At 64.8% G+C, this 19649-nt stretch carries 21 protein-coding genes and 2 pseudogenes; 10 read left to right on the top strand and 13 right to left on the bottom strand.

Annotated features, from left to right (window positions below):
- Positions 1 to 47: 47 nt before the first annotated feature.
- The 4 genes and pseudogenes from ACFOYU_RS06000 to dsbD all read right to left on the bottom strand — a co-directional run.
- Positions 48 to 713, bottom strand: a pseudogene (locus tag ACFOYU_RS06000) (L,D-transpeptidase); the annotation flags it as partial.
- Between the two features lie 52 nt (positions 714 to 765).
- Positions 766 to 1338 carry a DsbA family protein gene (locus tag ACFOYU_RS05995; RefSeq protein WP_377032944.1) on the bottom strand — a complete coding sequence of 191 codons (573 nt, stop codon included), beginning with the start codon at positions 1336 to 1338 and terminating at the stop codon, positions 766 to 768.
- Between the two features lie 101 nt (positions 1339 to 1439).
- Entirely contained in the window at positions 1440 to 1940 is a 501-nt protein-coding gene (locus ACFOYU_RS05990) for a thioredoxin family protein (protein WP_377032943.1), read from the bottom strand.
- The gene (gene dsbD, locus ACFOYU_RS05985; protein ID WP_377032858.1) at positions 1940 to 3814 is read right to left on the bottom strand and encodes a protein-disulfide reductase DsbD; all 1875 of its coding nucleotides are present in this window, start codon (positions 3812 to 3814) and stop codon (positions 1940 to 1942) included. The genes ACFOYU_RS05990 and dsbD overlap by 1 nt, the downstream gene beginning before the upstream one ends.
- A gap of 96 nt (positions 3815 to 3910) precedes the next feature.
- On the opposite strand from dsbD, the gene ACFOYU_RS05980 reads away from it, so the two are divergent.
- The 3 genes from ACFOYU_RS05980 (at position 3911) to ACFOYU_RS05970 (ending at position 6647) form a co-directional block, all read left to right on the top strand.
- Positions 3911 to 4570, top strand: coding sequence for a response regulator (locus ACFOYU_RS05980; RefSeq protein WP_377032857.1), 660 nt, complete (start codon positions 3911 to 3913; stop codon positions 4568 to 4570).
- 1 nt (position 4571) lies between these two features.
- Positions 4572 to 5918, top strand: coding sequence for an ATP-binding protein (locus tag ACFOYU_RS05975; RefSeq protein ID WP_377032856.1), 1347 nt, complete (start codon positions 4572 to 4574; stop codon positions 5916 to 5918).
- Positions 5919 to 6011: 93 nt separating this feature from the next.
- Positions 6012 to 6647 carry a LysE family translocator gene (locus ACFOYU_RS05970; protein ID WP_377032855.1) on the top strand — a complete coding sequence of 212 codons (636 nt, stop codon included), beginning with the start codon at positions 6012 to 6014 and terminating at the stop codon, positions 6645 to 6647.
- A gap of 34 nt (positions 6648 to 6681) precedes the next feature.
- Here the strand turns inward: ACFOYU_RS05970 and ACFOYU_RS05965 are convergent, their stop codons facing one another.
- The gene (locus ACFOYU_RS05965) at positions 6682 to 8142 is read right to left on the bottom strand and encodes a multicopper oxidase family protein (protein WP_377032854.1); all 1461 of its coding nucleotides are present in this window, start codon (positions 8140 to 8142) and stop codon (positions 6682 to 6684) included.
- A gap of 320 nt (positions 8143 to 8462) precedes the next feature.
- Between ACFOYU_RS05965 and ACFOYU_RS05960 the strand changes: the two genes are divergently transcribed.
- Positions 8463 to 9263: a prolipoprotein diacylglyceryl transferase family protein gene (locus ACFOYU_RS05960; protein WP_377032853.1), complete on the top strand. Its 801-nt coding sequence runs from the start codon at positions 8463 to 8465 to the stop codon at positions 9261 to 9263.
- Between the two features lie 10 nt (positions 9264 to 9273).
- Here ACFOYU_RS05960 and ACFOYU_RS05955 read toward each other — a convergent pair whose 3' ends face one another.
- The 7 genes from ACFOYU_RS05955 to ACFOYU_RS05925 are packed head-to-tail and all read right to left on the bottom strand — an operon-like array spanning position 9274 to position 14227.
- The gene (locus ACFOYU_RS05955; RefSeq protein ID WP_377032852.1) at positions 9274 to 9894 is read right to left on the bottom strand and encodes a class I SAM-dependent methyltransferase; all 621 of its coding nucleotides are present in this window, start codon (positions 9892 to 9894) and stop codon (positions 9274 to 9276) included.
- Positions 9895 to 9930: 36 nt separating this feature from the next.
- Complete coding sequence (locus ACFOYU_RS05950; RefSeq protein WP_377032942.1) at positions 9931 to 10320, bottom strand: rhodanese-like domain-containing protein; 390 nt, start codon at positions 10318 to 10320, stop codon at positions 9931 to 9933.
- A gap of 46 nt (positions 10321 to 10366) precedes the next feature.
- Positions 10367 to 11278: an MBL fold metallo-hydrolase gene (locus ACFOYU_RS05945; RefSeq protein WP_377032851.1), complete on the bottom strand. Its 912-nt coding sequence runs from the start codon at positions 11276 to 11278 to the stop codon at positions 10367 to 10369.
- A gap of 20 nt (positions 11279 to 11298) precedes the next feature.
- Positions 11299 to 13047 (bottom strand): SulP family inorganic anion transporter, encoded by a 1749-nt coding sequence (locus tag ACFOYU_RS05940; RefSeq protein WP_377032850.1) that lies wholly within the window; start codon positions 13045 to 13047, stop codon positions 11299 to 11301.
- A gap of 5 nt (positions 13048 to 13052) precedes the next feature.
- On the bottom strand, positions 13053 to 13511 hold the full coding sequence (locus tag ACFOYU_RS05935; protein WP_377032849.1) for a DUF6691 family protein: 459 nt from the start codon (positions 13509 to 13511) through the stop codon (positions 13053 to 13055).
- A 3-nt stretch (positions 13512 to 13514) separates the two neighbouring features.
- On the bottom strand, positions 13515 to 13940 hold the full coding sequence (locus ACFOYU_RS05930; protein WP_377032848.1) for a YeeE/YedE family protein: 426 nt from the start codon (positions 13938 to 13940) through the stop codon (positions 13515 to 13517).
- Positions 13940 to 14227: an ArsR/SmtB family transcription factor gene (locus ACFOYU_RS05925; protein ID WP_377032941.1), complete on the bottom strand. Its 288-nt coding sequence runs from the start codon at positions 14225 to 14227 to the stop codon at positions 13940 to 13942. The genes ACFOYU_RS05930 and ACFOYU_RS05925 overlap by 1 nt, the downstream gene beginning before the upstream one ends.
- Before the next feature lie 509 nt (positions 14228 to 14736).
- On the opposite strand from ACFOYU_RS05925, the gene ACFOYU_RS05920 reads away from it, so the two are divergent.
- The 5 genes and pseudogenes from ACFOYU_RS05920 to ACFOYU_RS05900 all read left to right on the top strand — a co-directional run bounded on the left by ACFOYU_RS05920 (position 14737) and on the right by ACFOYU_RS05900 (position 17401).
- Complete coding sequence (locus tag ACFOYU_RS05920) at positions 14737 to 16002, top strand: IS256 family transposase (protein WP_377032847.1); 1266 nt, start codon at positions 14737 to 14739, stop codon at positions 16000 to 16002.
- Positions 16003 to 16047: 45 nt separating this feature from the next.
- Positions 16048 to 16298, top strand: a pseudogene (locus tag ACFOYU_RS05915) (four-helix bundle copper-binding protein); the annotation flags it as partial.
- 10 nt (positions 16299 to 16308) lie between these two features.
- The gene (locus tag ACFOYU_RS05910) at positions 16309 to 16494 is read left to right on the top strand and encodes a L,D-transpeptidase (RefSeq protein WP_377032940.1); all 186 of its coding nucleotides are present in this window, start codon (positions 16309 to 16311) and stop codon (positions 16492 to 16494) included.
- A 94-nt stretch (positions 16495 to 16588) separates the two neighbouring features.
- The gene (locus tag ACFOYU_RS05905; protein ID WP_377032846.1) at positions 16589 to 16843 is read left to right on the top strand and encodes a formate/nitrite transporter family protein; all 255 of its coding nucleotides are present in this window, start codon (positions 16589 to 16591) and stop codon (positions 16841 to 16843) included.
- Between the two features lie 126 nt (positions 16844 to 16969).
- Positions 16970 to 17401, top strand: coding sequence for a hypothetical protein (locus ACFOYU_RS05900; protein WP_377032845.1), 432 nt, complete (start codon positions 16970 to 16972; stop codon positions 17399 to 17401).
- On the opposite strand, the gene ACFOYU_RS05895 is transcribed toward ACFOYU_RS05900, so the two are convergent.
- Positions 17398 to 18402, bottom strand: coding sequence for an IS1595 family transposase (locus tag ACFOYU_RS05895; protein ID WP_377032844.1), 1005 nt, complete (start codon positions 18400 to 18402; stop codon positions 17398 to 17400). The two genes, ACFOYU_RS05900 and ACFOYU_RS05895, sit on opposite strands and share 4 nt — an antisense overlap.
- Before the next feature lie 520 nt (positions 18403 to 18922).
- On the opposite strand from ACFOYU_RS05895, the gene ACFOYU_RS05890 reads away from it, so the two are divergent.
- Positions 18923 to 19630 carry a Crp/Fnr family transcriptional regulator gene (locus ACFOYU_RS05890; protein ID WP_377032843.1) on the top strand — a complete coding sequence of 236 codons (708 nt, stop codon included), beginning with the start codon at positions 18923 to 18925 and terminating at the stop codon, positions 19628 to 19630.
- Positions 19631 to 19649 lie beyond the last annotated feature (19 nt).

The following is a 19649-nucleotide window of genomic DNA, read 5'->3' as shown; positions in this document are numbered from 1 at the left end:
TTGCTCCATTCCAAAATCATGTTGTCGGGATGTGCTGGCGGCCCTCACAGGACGACCACCTTGGCGCCCGTCGGGACGCGGCTGTAGAGGTCGATCACGTCCTGGTTCATCATCCTTATGCAGCCGGAGGACACGGCCTGCCCGATGGTCTCCGGCTCGTTGGTGCCGTGGATGCGGTAGAGCGTGTCCTTGCCGTCCTTGAACAGGTACAGGGCGCGGGCGCCGAGCGGATTGTGGGTGCCGCCCTCCATGCCGCTGGCCCATTTCCTGTAGCGTTCCGGCTCGCGCTTGATCATGTCGGGCGTCGGCGTCCAGCGCGGCCACTGCGCCTTGCGCGCCACGCTCGCCGTGCCCTTGAACTCCAGCCCCTCCTTGCCGACCCCGACGCCATAGCGCAGCGCCTTGCCACCCTCCTGCACGAGGTAGATGAAGCGGGCGTTCGTATCGACGACGATGGTCCCCGGCTCCTCGGTGGTTGCGTAGTCCACGAGCTGACGCACGTTGCGCGGCTTGAGCGTGGCGGGATCGACGCCGGGCACCGGATGCTTGTCGGTGGTCACCGCGGCATAGCGCTCGGCCGTGACGGGATCGACAGCCGGTGCCGCGGCCACCGGCGGAGGCGGTGCGGTTGTGGTGGTGCAGGCGGCCAGCATGGCCGGCAGCATCAGGACGAGCGCGCGGGAAAGGCCGGCAGGCCGTGTAAATTTGAACATGGATGTCCTGTGAGAGAGTGGGATCGGCATTGGCGGGGAGGCGGGCGGCAGATTACTGCTTGCCCTGGGCACGGGCGTCGGCGACTGCCTTGCGGAACTGCTCGTAGGTGAGCGCCCCCGAGGCCTTGAACGGGCCGATCAGGTAGACCGGCGTTCCCGTGAGCCCGAGCGCGTCGGCCTGGTCGAGGTTGCGCTGGATCAGCGCCTGGATCTCAGCGCCGTGCTGCTTCAGGTCCGCATTCAGGCGCTCCATGTCGACGCCGGACTTTTGGACCGCCTCGGTCATCTTCTCCTTGCTGATCCGCATGCCCGGGATCCCCATCAGCGCATGATGAACCTGCTCGTACTTGCCCTGGTACTTGGCGGCCAGGGCAAGCTGGGCGCCATGGTTGGAAGCCGGCGTGAGAATGGGCCAATCCTTGTAGACCAGCCGGATCCTGCCGTCGGACTTGACGATCTTCTCCAGGTCCGGCGCCGACTTCTTGCAGAAGGGACAATTGTAATCGAGGAATGCCACGATGGTGACGTCGCCCTTGGGATTGCCGCCTACCGGCGCCTGCGGATCGTTCAGGATCGCGTCCACCGAAAGAGCCTTGTCCTGAGCCAGAGCCGGAGCAGTGGGCATGACGAAGACGAAGAACAACGCCGTCAAAAGAGCGGCGAACAAAGACTGCGTGAGGCGGGGCATGATTGACTCCTTGATCTTCTGAAAAGGCAGGCGCGGGTCTAAAGGCCTGCGAGGTTGATCGTGTCGAGGAAGAGGTTGGCGTCGACGGCCCCGACCAGGCGGGTTCCGGGCATCTCCCGGCCGTCCTTCGGATCGATGACGAACATCGTCGGCGGGCCCGCCACCCGAAGGTGTTCCATGAGCGCCCGGTTGCCCGCGTCGATAGCGGTCACATCCGCCCGCACAAGGGCGATGCCCTCGAGTCGCCTCCTGATGACGGGATTGGAGAAGACCCGTTTGTCGATGCTCTTGCAGATCGGGCACCACTCCGCCGTGAAATACGCCAGCACCGGCTTTCTCCGGGTGCGAGCACGCCTGACCGCCGCATCGAATGCCTCCCGTGTGGAGACATGGGCGAAAGCCAGCTCCGCGGCCTGCGCCAGCACCCGTCGGGGCAAGAGCGCGAGAGCCGGGAGAAGGGCTGCATGCCTCAGGATCGCCCGGCGCGAGCATGCATCGGCCCGAATGGAGGCACGGGAGCGGGAGGAGCTGACAGCCATCACGCACCGGCTGCCGTGAGCTTCCGGAGGAAGCCGTCCGCATCGATCGTGCCAATGGTCCGGGCGGGGACAATCTCCTGACCTGTCCCGGGATCGAGAAACAGGATCGTCGGCGGTCCCATGACGCCGAAGCGCTGCATCAGGGTGCGGCTGGCCTCGTCGTAGTCGGTAACGTCCGCCCGGATGAACGCCACGTCCTTGAGCCTTGCCTGCACGGCCGGATCGGCGAAGACATTGCGCTCGATCTCCTTGCAGGTGACGCACCACTCCGCCGTGAAGTCGACGAGGATCGGCTTGCCCTGGGCCCGGGCCGCGCTCACCGCCGCGTCGAACTGCCCGGGCGTGGTCACGCGGGTGGCAGCCAGTTCGGTCGTTGGCGCAGGTTGCGATCCGCGGGCCAGGAAGGCGAGTGGCTGGAGCGGATCGCTCGCTCCGCCCGCCGTGCCCGCGGCCAGGGTACCGCCATAGAGCACCGCCGCAATCCCCGTCGCCTTCGCGACCCGGCGGACCGGGCAGTTGGGTGCCGGATCGAAGGCTCCGAGGAACACGCCGGAGCCGATGGCGAGCAGTGCCCACAGGGCCAGCGTCACCTGGGCCGGGACGACGCGTGCGAGCATCCAAATGGCGACACCCAGGAAGACGACGCCGAAGACCTGCTTGACGCGCACCAGCCACGGCCCCGACCTCGGCAGGGCCTTGGCCCCGACGGTGCCGTACACGATCAGCGGCAGGCCCATGCCGAGGCCCAGCGTGAACAGGGCCGCAGCACCTCGCGTCACGTCGCCGGTCTGGGACACGTAGAGCAGCGCCCCCGCCAGCGGCGGCGTCACGCACGGTCCGACAATCAGCGCCGACGTGAAGCCGAGAACGGCGGCGGTCGGGAGTGACCCACCCATGCCGGAGGTCTTGCCGGAAACGAGGTTGGTCCAGGATCTGGGAAGCTGGAGTTCGAACAGGCCGAACATCGACAGCGCCAGGACCGTGAACACTACGCTCATGGCGCCGAGCGCCCACGGCGTCTGCAACGCCGCCTGCAAGTTCTGGCCGGACCAGGCCGCGGCGACGCCGAGCAGGCCGTAGGCGGATGCCATGGCCAGTACGTAGACCGTTGAGAGCGCGAAGCCCCGGCCGGCCGAAAGCTGCCCTCCGCTGCGGGCCAGCATGCCCGACAGGATCGGGATCATCGGGAGCACGCAGGGAGTGAAGGTGAGTAGAAGTCCGAAGCCGAGGAATGCCGCCAGGACGGACACGAGGCTTCCACCCATCCAGCCATCGCCCTGCCCGTTGTCCTGCGGCGCCTTGGAGGTTCCTTCCGCCAAGGCGGGCGGGGCCGTTCCCGGCGTCTCGATCTGGACCGGGGCATCGGCAGGCACCGCCGCCTGGTTCCGGCTGGCGGTATTAGCCGTCGCGTCCAGGGCGTCGGCGTCCGCCACCGCAAGCGTCGCAAGGTCGACGGACTTGGTGACGGGCGGGTAGCAGATGCCGAGCTTGTCGGCGCAGCCCTGGTAGGTCACCTGGAGCGCCTGCGGCGAGCCGGCAGCCGCCAGGGCACCCGCCGAAACGGTGGCCTGCGCCGCATCGAAATACACCTCCGTCGCTCCGAAGGTTGGGTCGTCCTTCTGCCGGCCGGGGCTGGTGTCGGCCGGGATCGGATCGGCATCGGTCCCGGGAGGCGTGACGATTACCTTGTCCCGATAAAGGTACGTTTCGGGCGCGATCGACCAGTTCAGCTCGATGCCTCCGTCGGTGTTCCTCGAGGCGCTGAGGCGGAAGACCTCGTCCGGTGCCGGAATCTTGAATTGCGCCCACCCCCCGGCTGTTCCAAGGAGCAGGGCCATGAACGCGAACAGGATTCGAATGGGGTTCTGGGACAAGGGAGCCTCGCAACCGGAATGACTTTCCCTCACACTACCGTCCTACCTTAAGGCAGCCTTAAGCCTGGCTTGGGATGGAGCCGGCGGAGGATCATCATGCGCATTCTTGTGATCGAGGACGATGAAGTGCTGCTCGACGGCCTCAGGGTCGGCCTGGGGCTGCATGGCTACACGGTCGACGGCATGGGCTCCTGCGGCGATGCCCGTGCGGCCCTGGAGACCGCGGAGTTCGATGCGGTCGTGCTCGACCTGATGCTGCCGGATGGCTCCGGCCTGGACGTCCTGCGCGAGCTGCGCCAGCGACAGGACGCCACTCCGGTTCTCCTGCTGACCGCCAGGGACGCCGTGGCCGACCGGATCGACGGGCTCGACAGCGGGGCGGACGACTATCTCGGCAAGCCCTTCGATCTCGACGAGGTGGCGGCACGCCTGCGTGCCATCGCCCGCCGGGCCTCGGGACGGGCGTCCCCGGTCATGGCCTGGAACGGGATCCTGCTCGACCCGGGCCGCCGCACGGTCGAGGTCGATGGACGCGCCGTCGGCCTGTCGCGGCGCGAGTTCTCGATCCTCGAGGCGCTGATGGCGCACCCGGGTGCGGTGCTGTCCAAGGACCAGCTCGCCGACCGCCTGTACGGCTGGCAGGACGACGTCGAGAGCAACGCGGTGGAGGTGCATGTCCATAACCTTCGCATCAAGATCGGACGCGACGCCGTCGAGACGGTGCGGGGCCTCGGCTACCGCCTGAGGAGCACCTGACGTGCAGTCGATCCGCACCCGCCTCTTCATCATCCTGGTGGCCGCCACGGGCCTTGTCTGGCTCTGCGCCGCCGCCTGGATCTCCATCAACAGCCAACGCCAGCTCCAGGCGGTGCTCGACAACCGCCTCATGGAAGCCGCCCGCATGGTCAGCTCGCTCGTGGCCGGCAGCGACATCAAGCTGGCCGCAAGGTCCGGTGACGGATTCCCCATTCTGGAGACGGTGCCGCTCAACTACGAGCGCCAGCTCTCGTGCCAGATCTGGGCGCTCGACGGACGCCTGATCGGCCGCTCCCGTGGCGCGCCCGATATCGAACTGTCGGACGAGGCCGGCGGCTTTTCCGAGCGTGAGATCGGAGGGGAGCCATGGCGGGTCTATTCCATCGTCGATCACGGCAAGGGCATCCGGGTGATGGTCGGCGACCGCATCGGCTTGCGGGACCGTCTTGTGGCCGACCTGGTCAGCGGGCTGCTCCTGCCAGGCGCCCTCATGATCCCGGCGCTGGCGTTCCTGATCTGGGCCAGCGTCGGTCGCGGGCTTTTGCCCTTGCGGGGCCTGACCGGCAGCCTCGAGAAGCGGAGCCCGGACGACCTGAGCGTGCTTGACGTGGGTAAGGTTCCATCAGAGGTCCGGCCCGTCGTCGACGCGTTGAACGGTCTCTTCGGCAAGGTCGCGGCGGCGCGCGAGCACGAGCGCAGCTTCACGGCGTTCGCGGCCCATGAGCTTCGCACGCCCCTCGCGGGGCTGCGGACCCAGGTTCAGGTAGCGCTGGCTGCCAAGGATGAGGGAACGCGCGCAGGAGCGCTGCGACAGATCCTCATCGCCGTCGACCGCACCGGGCGCCTCGTCCATCAGCTCCTCGCCATGTCGCGGCTCGACGCGACATCGGATCGTGGGGACGCATCGCCGATCTCGGTCGGACAGGAAATTCTGGAGATTGCCCAGAACATTCGGGGGCCTGTGCACCCGATCGAGGTCGAGATCGATCCGGCACTCCATGCCACGACGATTCGCATGAACCGCGAGCTCTTCCACCTCGCCGTGCGCAACCTGCATGAGAACGCCGTTCAGCACTCTCCAGAGGGCGGGCGTGTCCGGTGGTTCCTCGACGGATCGGCAGTCACGCCTAGGATCGTCGTGGAGGACGAGGGTCCCGGCATCCCCGAGGATGAACTCGACCGGGCGAGCGACAGGTTCTTCCGGGGGCGCCACCGCAGCCCGATCGGCAGCGGCCTGGGCCTCGCCATCGTCGAGGAAGCGCTCAAGCGGGCCGACGCCTGTTTCGTCCTGCGCAACCGCCTCGACCGTCAAGGATTGCAGGCAGGATTCAGCCTACCCGCATCCTGATCCCGCCGGGTACCAGTGGTCTTCTTCCCGCCTGCCGGAAAGTGGTACCGTCGATGCCGACCTCCCCGCCATGCATCCTTTGGAAGGAAAGCCATGCTTCAAGCATACCTCACGACGCTCACGGCCGTTGCGCTCGGGCAGATCACCCCGGGACCGAACCTGATGGCCGTCGCGGGGGCTGCCCTTGGCCAGGGACGTCGATCGGCTTTCTTCCTGACGCTCGGTGTCGCGACCGCGATCCTCATCTGGGTCACCGTGGCGGCACTCGGATTGGCCACGCTCCTGAAGCTCTATCCATCGCTCCTGACTGTCATGAAGTTCCTCGGAGGCGGCTATCTCTGCTTCCTCGCCGTGAAGTCCGTGATGGCCGCCTGGCGCGGCGGCGACCCAAGCATCCAGGCCCACCACGCCCACTGGACGCCGCTCGGCGCCTGGCGCCGCGGCTTACTGGTCAATCTCACCAACCCGAAAGCTGCCCTGCTGTGGAGTGCGGTCGCAACCTTCCTGTATGGATCTGGCCTGTCGACCTCCCAGGTACTCGGCTTCGCCCCCATCGGTTTTGCGTCGGCCGTGCTGGTCTACGGCATCTACGGCGTGCTGGTCTCGAGTGGATTGGCCAAGCGCGCCTATGCCCGATTCGCACGGGGTATCGAGATCCTCTTCGGAGGTGCCTTCGGTGCCATCGGCGGCAAGCTTGTCGCGGATGCCGTTCGCGAAGTCACGAACTAGCCGGGGAGATCCAGGCGAGGCCAGTGCAGTGGCCTCATCGGACGACGAACTGCCCCATCATCCCGTTGTCCTCGTGTTCGAGGATGTGGCAGTGGTACATGAAGGGTGCCGCCACCGCAGGCTGCGTAAACCGCACAAGAAGCTCAACCGGCTCCTGCGCCACGACCGTGTCCCTGAGGCCCTGATCGCGAGGACCCGGGGCAGCACCGTTCCGGCTTAGCACCTCGAAATGCACGCCGTGAACGTGGAAGGGGTGGGCCATCATCTCGCCCGAGACCTCCCAGATCTCCACGTCCCCAAGCCTGACCTCCTCGTCGATGCGCTCCATGTCGTACGCGCGACTGTTGATGCCGTGCATGCCCCTTCCCATGCCACTGCCCATCATCCCGCCCATGCCCATGGTCATGGCGAAGCGCCGCCGACGAACGGCGCGCGATGCGTCCAGACGCTCATGAGTCGCGAGACGCTCGGGCACCTTCGTTACGGTCCCTGCCCCACCCCCAGGCTCGAACCTGAGGACGGGTTGCCGTCCTCGGCCTATGAGGTCCGAGGCACGGGCCAGCATGCCCATCATCATGGGAGCATTGGTATCCGGCCCCGTCTCAAGCGATACGGTTCGTCCATCCGCGAAATCGACAAGGATCTCGGCCCGCTCGCCCGGCGCCAGGCTCAGGGACCGCAGCTCGACCGGCTGCTCGAGAAGACCGCCCTCCGAAGCGATCCAGTGGAACGGCCGATCGTCCCCGAACGTGAGCTCATAGATCCGGGCGTTCGAGCCGTTCACCAGGCGAAGCCGGACCAGCCGGCGTGGCACACGGGCCACCGGGTTGGCGGTTCCGTTGACCAGCAGCGTGTCACCCCGCCGTCCGTGCATGAGCGTCATCATTCCCTCGGGAAGGATGAGCCGACCGCTCTCGAACTGCCGATCCTGCAAGACCAAGGGCAGATCGTCGACGCCGTACTCCGACGGCAGTCCGAGGGCCTTCTCGTCGTCATCCGTGACGAGCAGGAGGCCTGCGAGGCCGGCATAGACCTGCTCCGCCGTGCGGCCATGCACGTGCGAGTGATACCACAGGGTCGCGGCGGGTTGGCGGATGGGAAGCACAGGCCGCCAAGTGGCGCCCGGGCGGATCATCTGGTGGGGTCCGCCATCGAGCTCCCCGGGGATGAGCAGGCCATGCCAATGGACGCTGGTCTCCTCGCCGAGCGCGTTCGTGACGGCGAGTTCCACGTCGTCGCCGCGGTGGACGCGCAGCGTCGGGCCAAGATAGCTGCCGTTGTAGCCGAGTGTCCGGCTCTCCCGTCCCGGGAAGAAGGAAGTGCGGCCGGCTTGCGCCTCGAGCGCGATCGACCCACCCTGGCTGCGGGCATCGATCAGCTCGGGGATCCTTAGGGCCTGTGGTTCGGCAGCCGCTCCTCGCCACGCGGACGAGGCAGCAAAGGCGGTGCCCCCTGCCAGGGCGGCACCGGCCAGAAATGAGCGGCGCGTGAGCATCGTGGATCGTGCCTCCTCAGAAGGTGGAATAACCGAAACAGACCGAGATATATTAGTTAAAGCTTAATTAGCAAGATCTGATAAGGCCAATTCTCTTAAACCTGTGCGGCACCGTGCACGGTCAGCCGCGGGTCCAAGCGCGAATTGGCGCACTCAGACATCGCTGCTTGTTCCTCCTTTGCAGTCCCGCAGGGGAAGCCGGACCTGTGCCCCCAAAGTGGCACAGGTCTCCCAGCAGGATGCTCCCGATGCGGGACACCCAGCCTAGGCAGGGCCTGCCCTTAAGGCTGCCTTAAGCTGGACCCTTAACGAGGATCCCCATGCAGCCTGTTTCCATTGGTCCCCTCGTGTTCGCCGGTGATCGCCTCGCGGCAGTTGTCGGCATCGGTGCCTTCATGATTGCAACGGCGATCCTGTCCTCCCGCCTGGATCCCCGCATCGGGCGGTGGTCGACCTGGGCTCTCATCGCAGGTCTGGTCGCGGCACGTCTCGGCCACGTCATCGAGAACGCCGCCAGCTTCGCGGCGGAGCCCTGGCGCATACTTGCGGTTTGGCAGGGCGGTTTTTCCTGGCCATGGGGCGCCGCCGGGATTGCGCTTGTCTCCGCCGCCTTGGTGCGGACGCGCTATGCCGCCATTGGGGCGGTAGCCAGCCTTGCTATTGGCCTGTTTGCCTGGAACGTGGTGTGGCAACTGACCAACGCCATGCCGCCCACGCCGATGCCAAATGCCATGTTGGAGAACCTCAAGGGAGGCGACACACCCCTGACGGCGTTCACAGGAAAGCCCATTGTCCTGAACCTGTGGGCGAGTTGGTGTCCGCCGTGCCGGCGCGAGATGCCGATGATGGCGGAGATGGCCGCGAGCAGGCCTGAGGTCACGTTCCTGTTCGTGAACCAGGGCGAGCGGCGAGCGGCCATCGAGAGCTTTCTCTCTGGCCAGAAGCTCGCGCTGCCGAACGTCTTTCTGGATCCGCGTCAGGAGGTGGCACGCCACTACGCGATGCCGGGCCTGCCGGTGACGCTCCTGATCGGACCGAACGGAAAGCTCCGCTCCGTGCATGTCGGCGAGATTTCACGCGAGGCATTGGCGGCGGCCATCAGCCGTTTGCCGTCCCAGTGACCGAAGCACTTCACGCACGCTTGCGCGCGACCAGATCCACAAGGGCCGACACACCGTGGTGTCCGGCTCCCTCCTGGATGACGCTGTCGTGCTCCACCAGGCTGACCATCTCGAAACCGCGAAAGGCCTCGCGCAGCATGGCCGCCGTGTACATGTTCTCCGCATGCGGCGGGCCGCCGGTCCCGTACTGGATCTGCTCCGGCCGATAGCCCTGGAGCAGGAGCAGTCCTCCGGGAGCGAGCGTGCGCCGGATCCCCTGAAAGATCGCCTCCCGCAGCGGCGGATCGGCGAACTGGATGAAGATGGCGGCCACCACGTCGAAGCTGCTCTCCTTCCACTCCCAGGTTGCCAGATCCGCCTGCACGAAGGACACCTCGACGCCCCTGCTTTCCGCTAGCCGGCGGGCCTTCGCGAGGGCCGCCGGAGAGAAGTCAACTGCGGTGACATGCAGTCTCTGCTCGGCCAGCCACACCCCGTTGCGGCCTTCTCCGTCGGCCACGGCCAGCGCCCTTTGCCCGGACGCCAGGAGATGCCGCTGGCTGGCGAGAAACGCGTTCGGGCTGGTACCGAACAGGTAGCTGTCGTCGGCGTATCGCGCGTTCCAGCGCTCCTGTTCGCTTTGGTCGTTCATGGGATCTCCTTGCATGGTCTGGGGCGACTCGCGGTTTTACTCGCCCTCCTGGATCGGCGCCCCTGCCTGCATGAGGGCCGCAAAGCCGCCTGCGACATGCGCCACGTTCCCGATGCCCATCTCCTTCAGCGACTTCGCCCCGAGCGCCGAGCGGTTCCCGGAAGCACAGTAGAGCACCAACATCTTTCCGCTGCCCAACTCCGGCTTGTGCGAAGGGCTGCTCGGGTCGGCTTGGAACTCCAGAAAGCCGCGGGGCACGTGAACCGCCCCCTGTACCTTGCCGGTCTTCGCCAGTTCCTCACCTTCCCGGACGTCCACGAGAACCACATCCGGGTTGTCGACGAGCTTGGCAGCCTCCTCCCCTGATAGTGTTTCAACCGTCTTGCCGGCCTCGGCCACGAGGTCCTTTGCGCTCTTCGTCATGATTGCCTCCTTTGTTGGCTGTCGTCGTGATGCGCCTGGCTCTTGCGTCTCACTCATCCCAGGGAGCGCCGACGAGGGCGTCGAGGGGAATCTTGAGATAACGCTTGCCGTTGCTCTCCGGCTCGGGCAGGTGTCCACCCCTGATGTTCACCTGGAGCGAATGCAGGATGAGCTTGGGCATGGGCAACTCGCGGTCGCGCTTTTCCCTCAAGGCCACGAACTCCTCCTCCGTCTTCGCCCTGGTGAGGTGGATGTTCTCCGCTCTCTGCTGCCCGACAGTGCTCTCCCACTTCGGCTCACGCCCACCCGGCTGGTAATCGTGGCCGGTGAACAGGCGCGTCCCGTCCGGCAGGGCCATGATGCGCTGGATGCTCTGCCACAACGCCGTGGCAGATCCCCCAGGGAAGTCCGCCCGAGCCGTCCCGCCATCGGGCATGAAGATCGTGTCATGGATGAAGGCGGCATCCCCGATGACATACGCGATCGAGGCCAGCGTATGCCCCGGCGTGAACATAACCTCGACATCCATGTTGCCGATCGCGAAGCGCTCGCCATCAGCAAAAAGCCGGTCCCACTGCGAACCATCCGTAGGAAAGCTATCGGGCAAATTGTAGATGCCCTTCCAGACCTTCTGAACCTCTACCACTTTCTCACCAATGGCTGTCGGCGCGCCGGTCCGCTCCTTCAGGTAACCGGCTGCCGAAAAGTGGTCGGCATGAGGGTGGGTGTCCAGAATCCATTCGAGAGTGTAGCCCTCCTGCTTGATGTATTCGAGCAGGGCGTCCGCCTCGCATGTCCCCGTCTCACCGGACTTCGGGTCGAAGTCGTAAACGGGATCGATGATCGCGCACTTCTTGGTCTCAGGGTCGGCGACAACGTACTGCACGCTGCCGGTACGCTTCTCGTAAAAGCCCTTCACGGTGGGGTGGCCACGCAGGCTCGATCTCGCTTGCTCGCTCATCCGTCGATCCTCCAAATCGTTCACAGGTTGGCCCTTTGGGCACTCCGCTCCTCCGAAGTGCCCGCAGAAAGAACTTGAAATGCCTGGTGCGTGGACAGGAACACCTCTCCAGTCAGGTACTCCGTGAAACCGACCTTCCGCAGCCGGTCCATCACGGGTCCCTTGACTTCCGTCAGGTGCAACTTGACTCCGGCATCCGACAGGTTGCGCCCGATCGTCTCCAGGCTCTCAAGGGCGCTGGCATCGATGAAGTTGATGGCGGAGCAGATCAGGACGAAATGCCGGACCTGTGGCTGCTCGGCGACAAGGGCGGCAACCTTGTCCTCCAGGTACCGGGCATTGATGAAGTAAAGGCTTTCGTCGACCCTGAGCGCCAGGATCCCAGGTTTCGTGATGACGGAATGGCGCAGGACGTTCCGGTAATGCTCGGTGCCGGGAACCTGTCCAACGATGGCCACATGGGGGCGGCTCGTGCGCCAGAGATAGAGTCCGATCGAGACGCCGACGCCAACCATGATGCCGGTCTCCACGCCGAACAGGAGGACCATCGCGGCAGTGGCGATCAACGACACCGCATCGGCCTTGCTGTAGTGCCAGGCATGGCGAAGCGTCTTGACATCGACCAGCCCCAGAACGGCAACGATGATCGTGGCCGCGAGCACGGCCTCCGGCATGTAGAAGAAGAGCGGGGTCAGGAAGACTGTCGCAACCGCAATCAAGATGGCCGTCAGCATGGCGGCCAGTTGGGTGTTGGCCCCCGCAGCGAAGTTCACCACGGAGCGCGCGAAGCCACCCGTCACGGGGTATCCCCCCGTCAGGGCCGCTGCGATGTTGGCCGCCCCAAGGCCAACGAGTTCCTGGTCCGGGTCGATCTTCTGCCGCCGTTTGGCCGCGAGCGATTGCGCGACCGACACGCTCTCGACGAAGCCCACGATGGCAATGAGGACAGCGGCCGGAATCAAGTCGACCCAAAGCTGGGGATCGAGGCTCGGAAGGGTCAATGGCGGGAGCCCGGCCGGGATCGCACCGACGATCTTCACCCCTGCACCTTGGTCAAAGCGCAGCATTGCGACCGAAACGGTGGCGGCGAGAACCGCGGCCACGGGACCAGCCCGGGCTGCCAGATCGGCGGCTCCCTTGCTCAGCCCGAGGCGCTGAAGGGTTGGGGCCAGGGATGAGCGCACCCAGAACAGGAACGCAAGGCTTGCGACGCCGATCAGTCCAGTGATCCAGTTAACGGCTCCGATCTGCTCGGCGATCTGCAAGAGGATCTCGTGGAGGCGCTCCCCGGAGATGCGGATACCGAGGATGTGCTTGACCTGGCTCGCAGCGATCAAGATCGCGGACGCGCTGATGAACCCCGAGATGACGGGATGGCTCAGCAAGTTGGCCAGGAACCCGAGCCGCGCGACCCCGAGCACGAGCAGGAAAAGGCCGGAAATGAGCGCCAGAAGCAGGGCCGCGGCCCAGTGCTCCGGCGTTCCGGGCGCAGCGATCCCGCCGATCGCGCTCGCCGTCATCAGCGACACGACCGCGACAGGCCCCACCGCCAGCGCCCGGCTGGATCCGAACAGGGCATACGCAATGAGCGGCGTGATGCTGGCGTAAAGGCCAACCTCGGGCGGAAGGTTGGCAAGCAGCGCATAGGCCAGGCTTTGCGGGATCAGCATGATCGTCACGATCACGCTGGCGATCACGTCGCCCGGCAGATCGGCCCGACGGTACCGCCGCAACCAGTCGAGGGCCGGGATGTACTTGGTCGGGCTCACCGGACTCAGGCATCCTCTGCCTGAGGTTCACGCCGGAACGTGACCTGCGGCCAATCCGCCGGCACGACCCGGAACAGGGCCATGCCCGCGATCATGGCAGCGACGAATACGAAGACCTGCCAAGGCCCGAATGCGAGCGCCGTGAGAGCGGGTCCCGGACACAAGCCGACGAGTCCCCACCCGATGCCGAAGATGGCGGCGCCCGCAAGCAGCCGCGGCTCGAGATCGCGGCGGGTCGGGATTTCGAGCCGCGGGGCAAGGAGCGGGGTCCCGCGGCGCTTGGCAAAGGCGTATCCAAGGGCGGAGACGGCCACGGCACCGCCCATGACAAGGGCGAGGCTTGGATCCCAGTTGCCGAAGACGTCCAGGAAGGCGAGGACCTTGGCCGGGTTGACCATCTGCGAGATGACCAATCCGAGACCGAAGATCAGTCCTGAGGCAAACGCGCCAATCATCAACGCCATGGCTCAGACTCCAAGGATCTGACGGGTGACGAACACGGTGGCGATGGCGGTGGCCATGAAGATGCCGGTGGCAGCCAGGGAGCGTGGGGAGCCCCGCCCGATGCCACAGACGCCATGACCGCTCGTGCAGCCCGCCCCCAGTCGCGTACCGAAGCCGACAAGAAGGCCGGCGAGGACCAGGAGCCCGAGCGGCGCATCAAGATCGACCGGTGGCAGGGTGCCGCCCGCGAGGCCATAAACCACGGGAGCGATGAGCATGCCGGCAAGGAAAGCCGCGCGCCAGCCGATGTCGCTGCGGGTGGGGTGAAGGAGCCCGCCGAGGATGCCGCTGACGCCGGCGATCCGCCCGTTCAGCAAGAGGAACAGGGCTGCGGATGCGCCGATCAGCAGGCCGCCGACAAGGGCTGACGCCGGGGTGAAATTCTCCATCAGGAAGTCTCCTCGTCGACCTGGTCCCGCTCGACCTTGCGGCAGAACAGACCATGCAGGGTGGCAAATAGCTGTTCGATGCGAGGGTCGGCGACCCTGTACCAGAGGGTCTGACTCTCGCGCCGGAAGGTGACGATGCCCTCGTCCCGCAACTTGGCGAGGTGTTGGGATAGGGCGGATTGGGACAGCCCCACCGCTTCAGCGAGGGCAGTGACGTTGCCCTCGCCCCACTCGACTAGCTTGCAGACGATCATCAGGCGCCGCTCGTTGGCGAGCACGCGCAGCATGTCGGCAACCTCAACGGCATTCTTCTCGAAATCCTCGATGTTGAACTTGGAACCGGGCACGTCTTTCACTCACTTGTTCAGATATCACTTATTTAGATGATTCTAATGTATGATCAAGAGCTCCAACGGAAGTGGCCACACAAAGTTCTGGTGCGCCGCGCAGCATGGGGTGGAACCCAACAATGGATTGGAGGGTGGCTGCGCCGTGGCGGCCTTCCAACCAAAGTTCTCCCGGGAGCCCTTGCTGGGGCGCTCGCCGGAGCCGCCATCTGGGGAGAAGTGCACGGCCGGCCGACGGCTCCCGACAGGGACAATGCCGGATCGGCACAACCCGCAACCCAAGGAGAAGGACCATGCACGCACAGCAGATGATCAGCACGCATCCGCACGTGAAGGGCAACACCAGTGACGTGAGCTATGGCGGAAAGTGGGTGATGCTGGATTGAGAAAGGCGGCGTATCGAGGCGGGTGACGAGCCTGCCAGAACCTCTCCAGGAGAGCGATACGCCATGAACGAACCTACCAATGTTTTGCGCCTGCGTCAGCCTGATACGGTTGACGATCCCCTGACGGATATTCTCCGAACCGGCGCCCGCAAGCTGCTGGCCCAGGCCATCGAGATCGAAGCTGAAGCTTTCCTGGCGAGCATGCGCGATCTCAAGCTGCCGGACGGACGCGAACGCCTGGTCCGGCACGGCCATGGGCCAGAGCGCATGATCCAGACCGGCATTGGGCCGGTCGAAGTCAGCCGGGTCAAGATCCGCGACCGCGGGGCTTCGAGTGAGGACCGGATCCGCTTTACCTCCGCCATTCTGCCGAAATGGGCGCGCCGGACGAAGAGCCTGGATGCCCTGCTGCCGATCCTCTACCTGCGCGGGCTCTCCACTGGTGACTTCCAGGAGGCGCTCTCAGCCCTGCTCGGCAAGGACGCGCCCAACCTCTCGCCCTCAGTGATCGCCCGGCTCACGGGTGAATGGCAGGCCGAGTACGAGCGTTGGCAGGCCCGGGACCTGTCAGCCCGCCGCTACGTCTATGTCTGGGCTGACGGGGTCTACCTTCAGGCCCGCATGGAAGATCAGGCCGAGTGCATCCTGGTGCTGATTGGCGCCACGCCGGAGGGCAAGAAGGAGCTGGTCGGCTTCCAGGCCGGAGTGCGTGAGAGCACCCAGAGCTGGCGTGAGCTTCTGGTCGAGATCAAGCGGCGGGGCCTGTCCATTCCGCCCCGGATTGCCGTGGGTGACGGGGCGCTCGGCTTCTGGAAGGCGCTCGACGAACTCTTCCCCGGCACGCACCATCAGCGCTGCTGGTTGCACAAGACCGCCAACGTGCTCAACAAGGTGCCGAAATCCGTGCAGCCCGGCATGAAGGCGGCCCTGCGGGAGATCTATCTTGCCCCGACACGAGCTCAGGCCGAGGTCGCCATCGATCTGTTCGCGGACGCCTATGGGGCGCGCTACCTCAAGGCGGTTGAGTGCCTGCGCAAGGACCAGCAGGCGCTGCTGGCCTTTTACGACTGGCCGGCCGAGCATTGGATCCACCTGCGGACCACGAATCCCATCGAGAGTGTGTTCGCGACGGTGCGGCACCGGACCGTGCGCACCAAGGGATCGCTGTCGCCAACCACCGCTCGGCTGATGGTGTTCAAGCTGGTGATGGCAGCATCCAAATCCTGGCGTCGGCTGATGGGCGAAAATCAGTTGCCGAAGGTGATTGCCGGTGTCAGATTCCAGGACGGCACCGAGGTCACCTCAATGCCAACGCACAGCGCCGCCTGATCGGCCCCATCACCTAAAGTCCGTCATAACTCCAGTGACGTTCTCATCCGCTGCATCAAGGAATGCTATTCCTGTGCCCAGTCCTGCACGTCCTGCGCCGACGCCTGCCTCGGCGAGGACATAGTGCAGCAACTCACCCAGTGCATTCGCCTGAACCTCAACTGCGCCGCCACTGGGTCCGTAGCGACCCGCCGGACCGGCTCGGACGAAGAGGTGATCCGCCGCATGCTGGAGGCGTGCGCTGCCGCCTGTGCGGCGCGGAATGCGAGCGTCACGCCAGTATGCACCACGCACGAGCCTGACACCATCCGCCAATCGGTCTCCAGCGGGTGCATCCGCCTGTTCAACCAGGACATTGTCGACCTGCACCGCTGGGTGCCTGTGGGCACGAGCGTCGCGGTGCCGGACGGATCCTGTAGGAGTTTGAACGCACACCCGAACAACACGATTCTGCCACAAATCATCTCCTGTTCCTACATGCCATGGATCTGAGGACCTTCGGGGCCATGGCTCGCCTGTGGGGGATTGTCCTGGCCACAAACCTCATCGGCACGCCCCTGTTTGCGGCCGGAGCCGGGCTGACCAAATGGTCTGGCTCCTGCCAGCCGCCGGATCGGCAAAGTTCCTGGTGATCGTAACGCTCGCCTACCTGATCGCGGTCGCGGACCTGGCCCATGTCATCGCAGGAAGCACGGAAGTGGCCTATTCCGCTAACGTGGGGGCGGTGGGCTGGAGCGAGTACGCCATTGGCTTCATCCTTCCGGCACTTATGGGCAACATCATCGGTGGGGTGGTGTTCGTGGCCATCCTCAACCATGCCCAAGTGCAGCAAGAGCTTTGAGCGAAGCCGCAGGGAGGCCCGGCATTCGGTAGCAAACGCCACCAGATTTTCGTGACCTGATCCGGTAATGTCCGCAGCCAATTGTGCAACAGGATGTTGCACAATTCGAGTCGAGCGGAGTGTGGGATGGCGGGCGCCGTTGAGGAGTTGTTGAAGAAGCGTGCCGAGTTGACCGAGCAGCGCAAAACTCTGGAACAGCAGATCAAGCAAATCGACAGCGACGTGGCAGCCATTGATCAGGTCGCAAGGTTGTTCGACCCGAGCATTCTGCCGACCACAACCCCAAGAAAGAGAGCGCCCGCTGGCAGAAGTCCATTCTCAGGAGAGAACCTGAGCGAAATCGTCCTAAAGATGATCCGGGAAGCCAAGGAGCCCATCAGCACGGCTGCGTGCTCGGCGGCTATTGCGAGGCATAAAGGACTTGCCGAGGACGATCCTTTCCTCAGGATGATGCCAAGTCGGATCTCGGCGACCCTCTCGAACCTGGAGAAACGCGGGCGCGTACGGCAGACAGGAACTGTCGACGGGCGCAAGAACCTCTGGGAAATCGCACGCTAGACCTCGCCGGACTCCCATACCAGGTCAGGCGGCTTGTTGCCCTGCCAGTAGCCGCAAAGATTGCGCGAGGTCGGGTGGGCCAGTGCCCGTCCGAGCATCTCGACGGTCTGTCCACGGTTTCCGAGGCGGCTGCGGTCCTCGCGCCAGGAGAGTTCGGCGATGTACCAATCCAGGTACTTCACCGAGAAGCGATGATGAACGCCGCGGTAGGCCCGCCGCACGCGCGCGAAGAAGCTCTCGATCTGGTTCGTCGAGACACCCTTGCCATGCTGGTAAGCAACCTGGTGGTTCACGCGGGTGAGCTCGCAGAGACCGACGAGTTCATCATAGGCGGCATGCTCGTCCGCGAAGATATGTGCATCTGGAGCGACGTGCCTCCGAACCATGTCCCAAGCGCAGTCGGCGTTCTCGCCTCGGGTGATCCGCGAGATGGACCTGCCGCCCTCCCTGCGTTCGCGGACGGCCATCACGACCACCCGGTCGGGCGACTGGTTCTCAGGAAGGCGACGGTCGACCCGTTCCTCCTTGCGGTTCTTTGGGCGGATATGTCCGAGGGCATAGAGCCCATCGATCTCGACCTCTCCCTCAAGGACAGTTTCGTCACGCCGGGCCGCCAGAGCCTCGCGAAGCTTCATGAGATTGGCCCAGGCCGTCTTGTACTGGACCCCGATCTCACGGCAGAGCTCCAACGCCGCCTTGCCTTTTGCTCCATTGGCGGAGAGCGCGATGATCGCGAGGATTTGGCGGAATGGAAGCTTCCTGGAGGCGAAGATCGTGCCTGAAGTGACGGTGAACTCCTTGCGGCAGCCGCTGCACTTGAAGCGCCGTCGGGTCAGGACGTAGCACTCCGTCACGCCGCAATGCGGGCAGTACGGCTTGCCCTTGGTCTCAGGCCAGCGGGCGCGCCGGAACCAGTTGTAGGCCGCGTCCTCGCTCATCCGGATGACCCTGGTCACCGGAAGGTCCCTGGCGAGGCGGGAAAGGAGGAAGTGCTCGCTCATCGCTCAGCACCTCCCCGGGAAGGAAGAGGTACGAGCATGGTATTTCACAGCCCCCGACGATGGTCGGGATCGTGAACTCCATGGGGACGATAAGGAGAGGCATGCTTTGGCTCCGGCGGCCGGAATTGGCCATATCTAGGACAGCGGCTACGCTTGGCGACTCCAATCGGGGTCGAGCGTTTCGGGTCAGAGCTGTCGTATGAGCCTTTGCATGGCCACGCTTATGCCAGGAAGCTTGGACGGAGTCGATCGGAATCTGCGAGGGTCTGGTCCCCAGCTATCCAATGGGTGTTCCTATCCCATTGGAATCGCGTGGCCTGCCGCGGAAAGCGGACCTTTGATCTTTTTCCGTTCAGTGTCAGGAAGAGACGTTACGATCCTACAGTCGAATTTCGGGTAGGCGGTTTATGGAGCGGTTATTGCGCTCCGCTTAGGCTATTGGTTGGATCCCTGCGACAATTCGGCTAAGCTGATTGGCTCAATGATAAGACTCTGGAGAGAGCCCATTCCGCATAGCCTCTTGATCCGCAAACTTGAGCAATATGATCACCTCTCAGGCGCAGAGCGGCAGTTGCTGGAGGACGCCTTCGTTCGACAACGAGCGGTCGCAAAAGGTGAGCACATGGTGCGGGAGGGGGACCGCCCAACAGAGAGCACGGTTCTCATCTCCGGCTTTGCCGCGCGCTACAATGTTCTCAGGAACGGCAAGCGCCAGATCACGGCCCTTCACGTGCCCGGTGACTTCGTCGACCTGCACAGCTTCCTAGTGAAGACGATGGACCATGCCGTCATGGCGGTCACGCCCTGCACAATCGGCATGGTGCCGCACGAGACCCTCCGTCGAATCTCTGAGAACCACCCACACGTAGCCCGTCTGCTTGCGGTGAACATTGCCGTTGATGCCGCCATTCACCGCCAGTGGATCGTGGCCATGGGGCGACGCTCGGCCCTGGAGCATGCCGCTCACCTGCTCTGCGAGCTGTTCGTGCGCCTTCAGGTCGTCGGGCTCACGATGGACAACAGCTTTCGGTTGCCTCTGACGCAGGAAGAGCTGGGCGACACCCTTGGGCTCTCGACCGTTCACGTTAACCGGGTTGTCCAGGATCTGCGCAAGGACGGACTGATCACCTGGCGTGGGGAAACGGTGGTCATCGAGGATTGGTCACGCCTCCGGCAGCTTGCCGAGTTCGACCCGACCTTTCTGAGCTTGGAAGCCGAACCGCGATAACGGGGCCATTCGTGCCGTG

The organism is Microvirga sp. GCM10011540 (assembly GCF_042650665.1).
Classification (GTDB): Bacteria; Pseudomonadota; Alphaproteobacteria; order Rhizobiales; family Beijerinckiaceae; genus Microvirga; species Microvirga lenta.
Note: the sequence above shows the minus strand (reverse complement) of the source record. Positions and strands in the feature narration are given on the sequence as shown.

What these genes read in the sequence shown, in the direction of transcription:
- ACFOYU_RS05995 (WP_377032944.1), bottom strand. Translation starts at nt 1,338, where the DNA reads ATGCCCACTGCTCCGGCTCTGGCTCAGGACAAGGCTCTTTCGGTGGAC.
- ACFOYU_RS05990 (WP_377032943.1), bottom strand. Translation starts at nt 1,940, where the DNA reads ATGGCTGTCAGCTCCTCCCGCTCCCGTGCCTCCATTCGGGCCGATGCA.
- ACFOYU_RS05980 (WP_377032857.1), top strand. Translation starts at nt 3,911, where the DNA reads ATGCGCATTCTTGTGATCGAGGACGATGAAGTGCTGCTCGACGGCCTC.
- ACFOYU_RS05970 (WP_377032855.1), top strand. Translation starts at nt 6,012, where the DNA reads ATGCTTCAAGCATACCTCACGACGCTCACGGCCGTTGCGCTCGGGCAG.
- ACFOYU_RS05965 (WP_377032854.1), bottom strand. Translation starts at nt 8,142, where the DNA reads ATGCTCACGCGCCGCTCATTTCTGGCCGGTGCCGCCCTGGCAGGGGGC.
- ACFOYU_RS05960 (WP_377032853.1), top strand. Translation starts at nt 8,463, where the DNA reads ATGCAGCCTGTTTCCATTGGTCCCCTCGTGTTCGCCGGTGATCGCCTC.
- ACFOYU_RS05955 (WP_377032852.1), bottom strand. Translation starts at nt 9,894, where the DNA reads ATGAACGACCAAAGCGAACAGGAGCGCTGGAACGCGCGATACGCCGAC.
- ACFOYU_RS05945 (WP_377032851.1), bottom strand. Translation starts at nt 11,278, where the DNA reads ATGAGCGAGCAAGCGAGATCGAGCCTGCGTGGCCACCCCACCGTGAAG.
- ACFOYU_RS05935 (WP_377032849.1), bottom strand. Translation starts at nt 13,511, where the DNA reads ATGGCGTTGATGATTGGCGCGTTTGCCTCAGGACTGATCTTCGGTCTC.
- ACFOYU_RS05930 (WP_377032848.1), bottom strand. Translation starts at nt 13,940, where the DNA reads ATGGAGAATTTCACCCCGGCGTCAGCCCTTGTCGGCGGCCTGCTGATC.
- ACFOYU_RS05925 (WP_377032941.1), bottom strand. Translation starts at nt 14,227, where the DNA reads ATGCTGCGCGTGCTCGCCAACGAGCGGCGCCTGATGATCGTCTGCAAG.
- ACFOYU_RS05920 (WP_377032847.1), top strand. Translation starts at nt 14,737, where the DNA reads ATGAACGAACCTACCAATGTTTTGCGCCTGCGTCAGCCTGATACGGTT.
- ACFOYU_RS05905 (WP_377032846.1), top strand. Translation starts at nt 16,589, where the DNA reads ATGGTCTGGCTCCTGCCAGCCGCCGGATCGGCAAAGTTCCTGGTGATC.
- ACFOYU_RS05900 (WP_377032845.1), top strand. Translation starts at nt 16,970, where the DNA reads ATGGCGGGCGCCGTTGAGGAGTTGTTGAAGAAGCGTGCCGAGTTGACC.
- ACFOYU_RS05895 (WP_377032844.1), bottom strand. Translation starts at nt 18,402, where the DNA reads ATGAGCGAGCACTTCCTCCTTTCCCGCCTCGCCAGGGACCTTCCGGTG.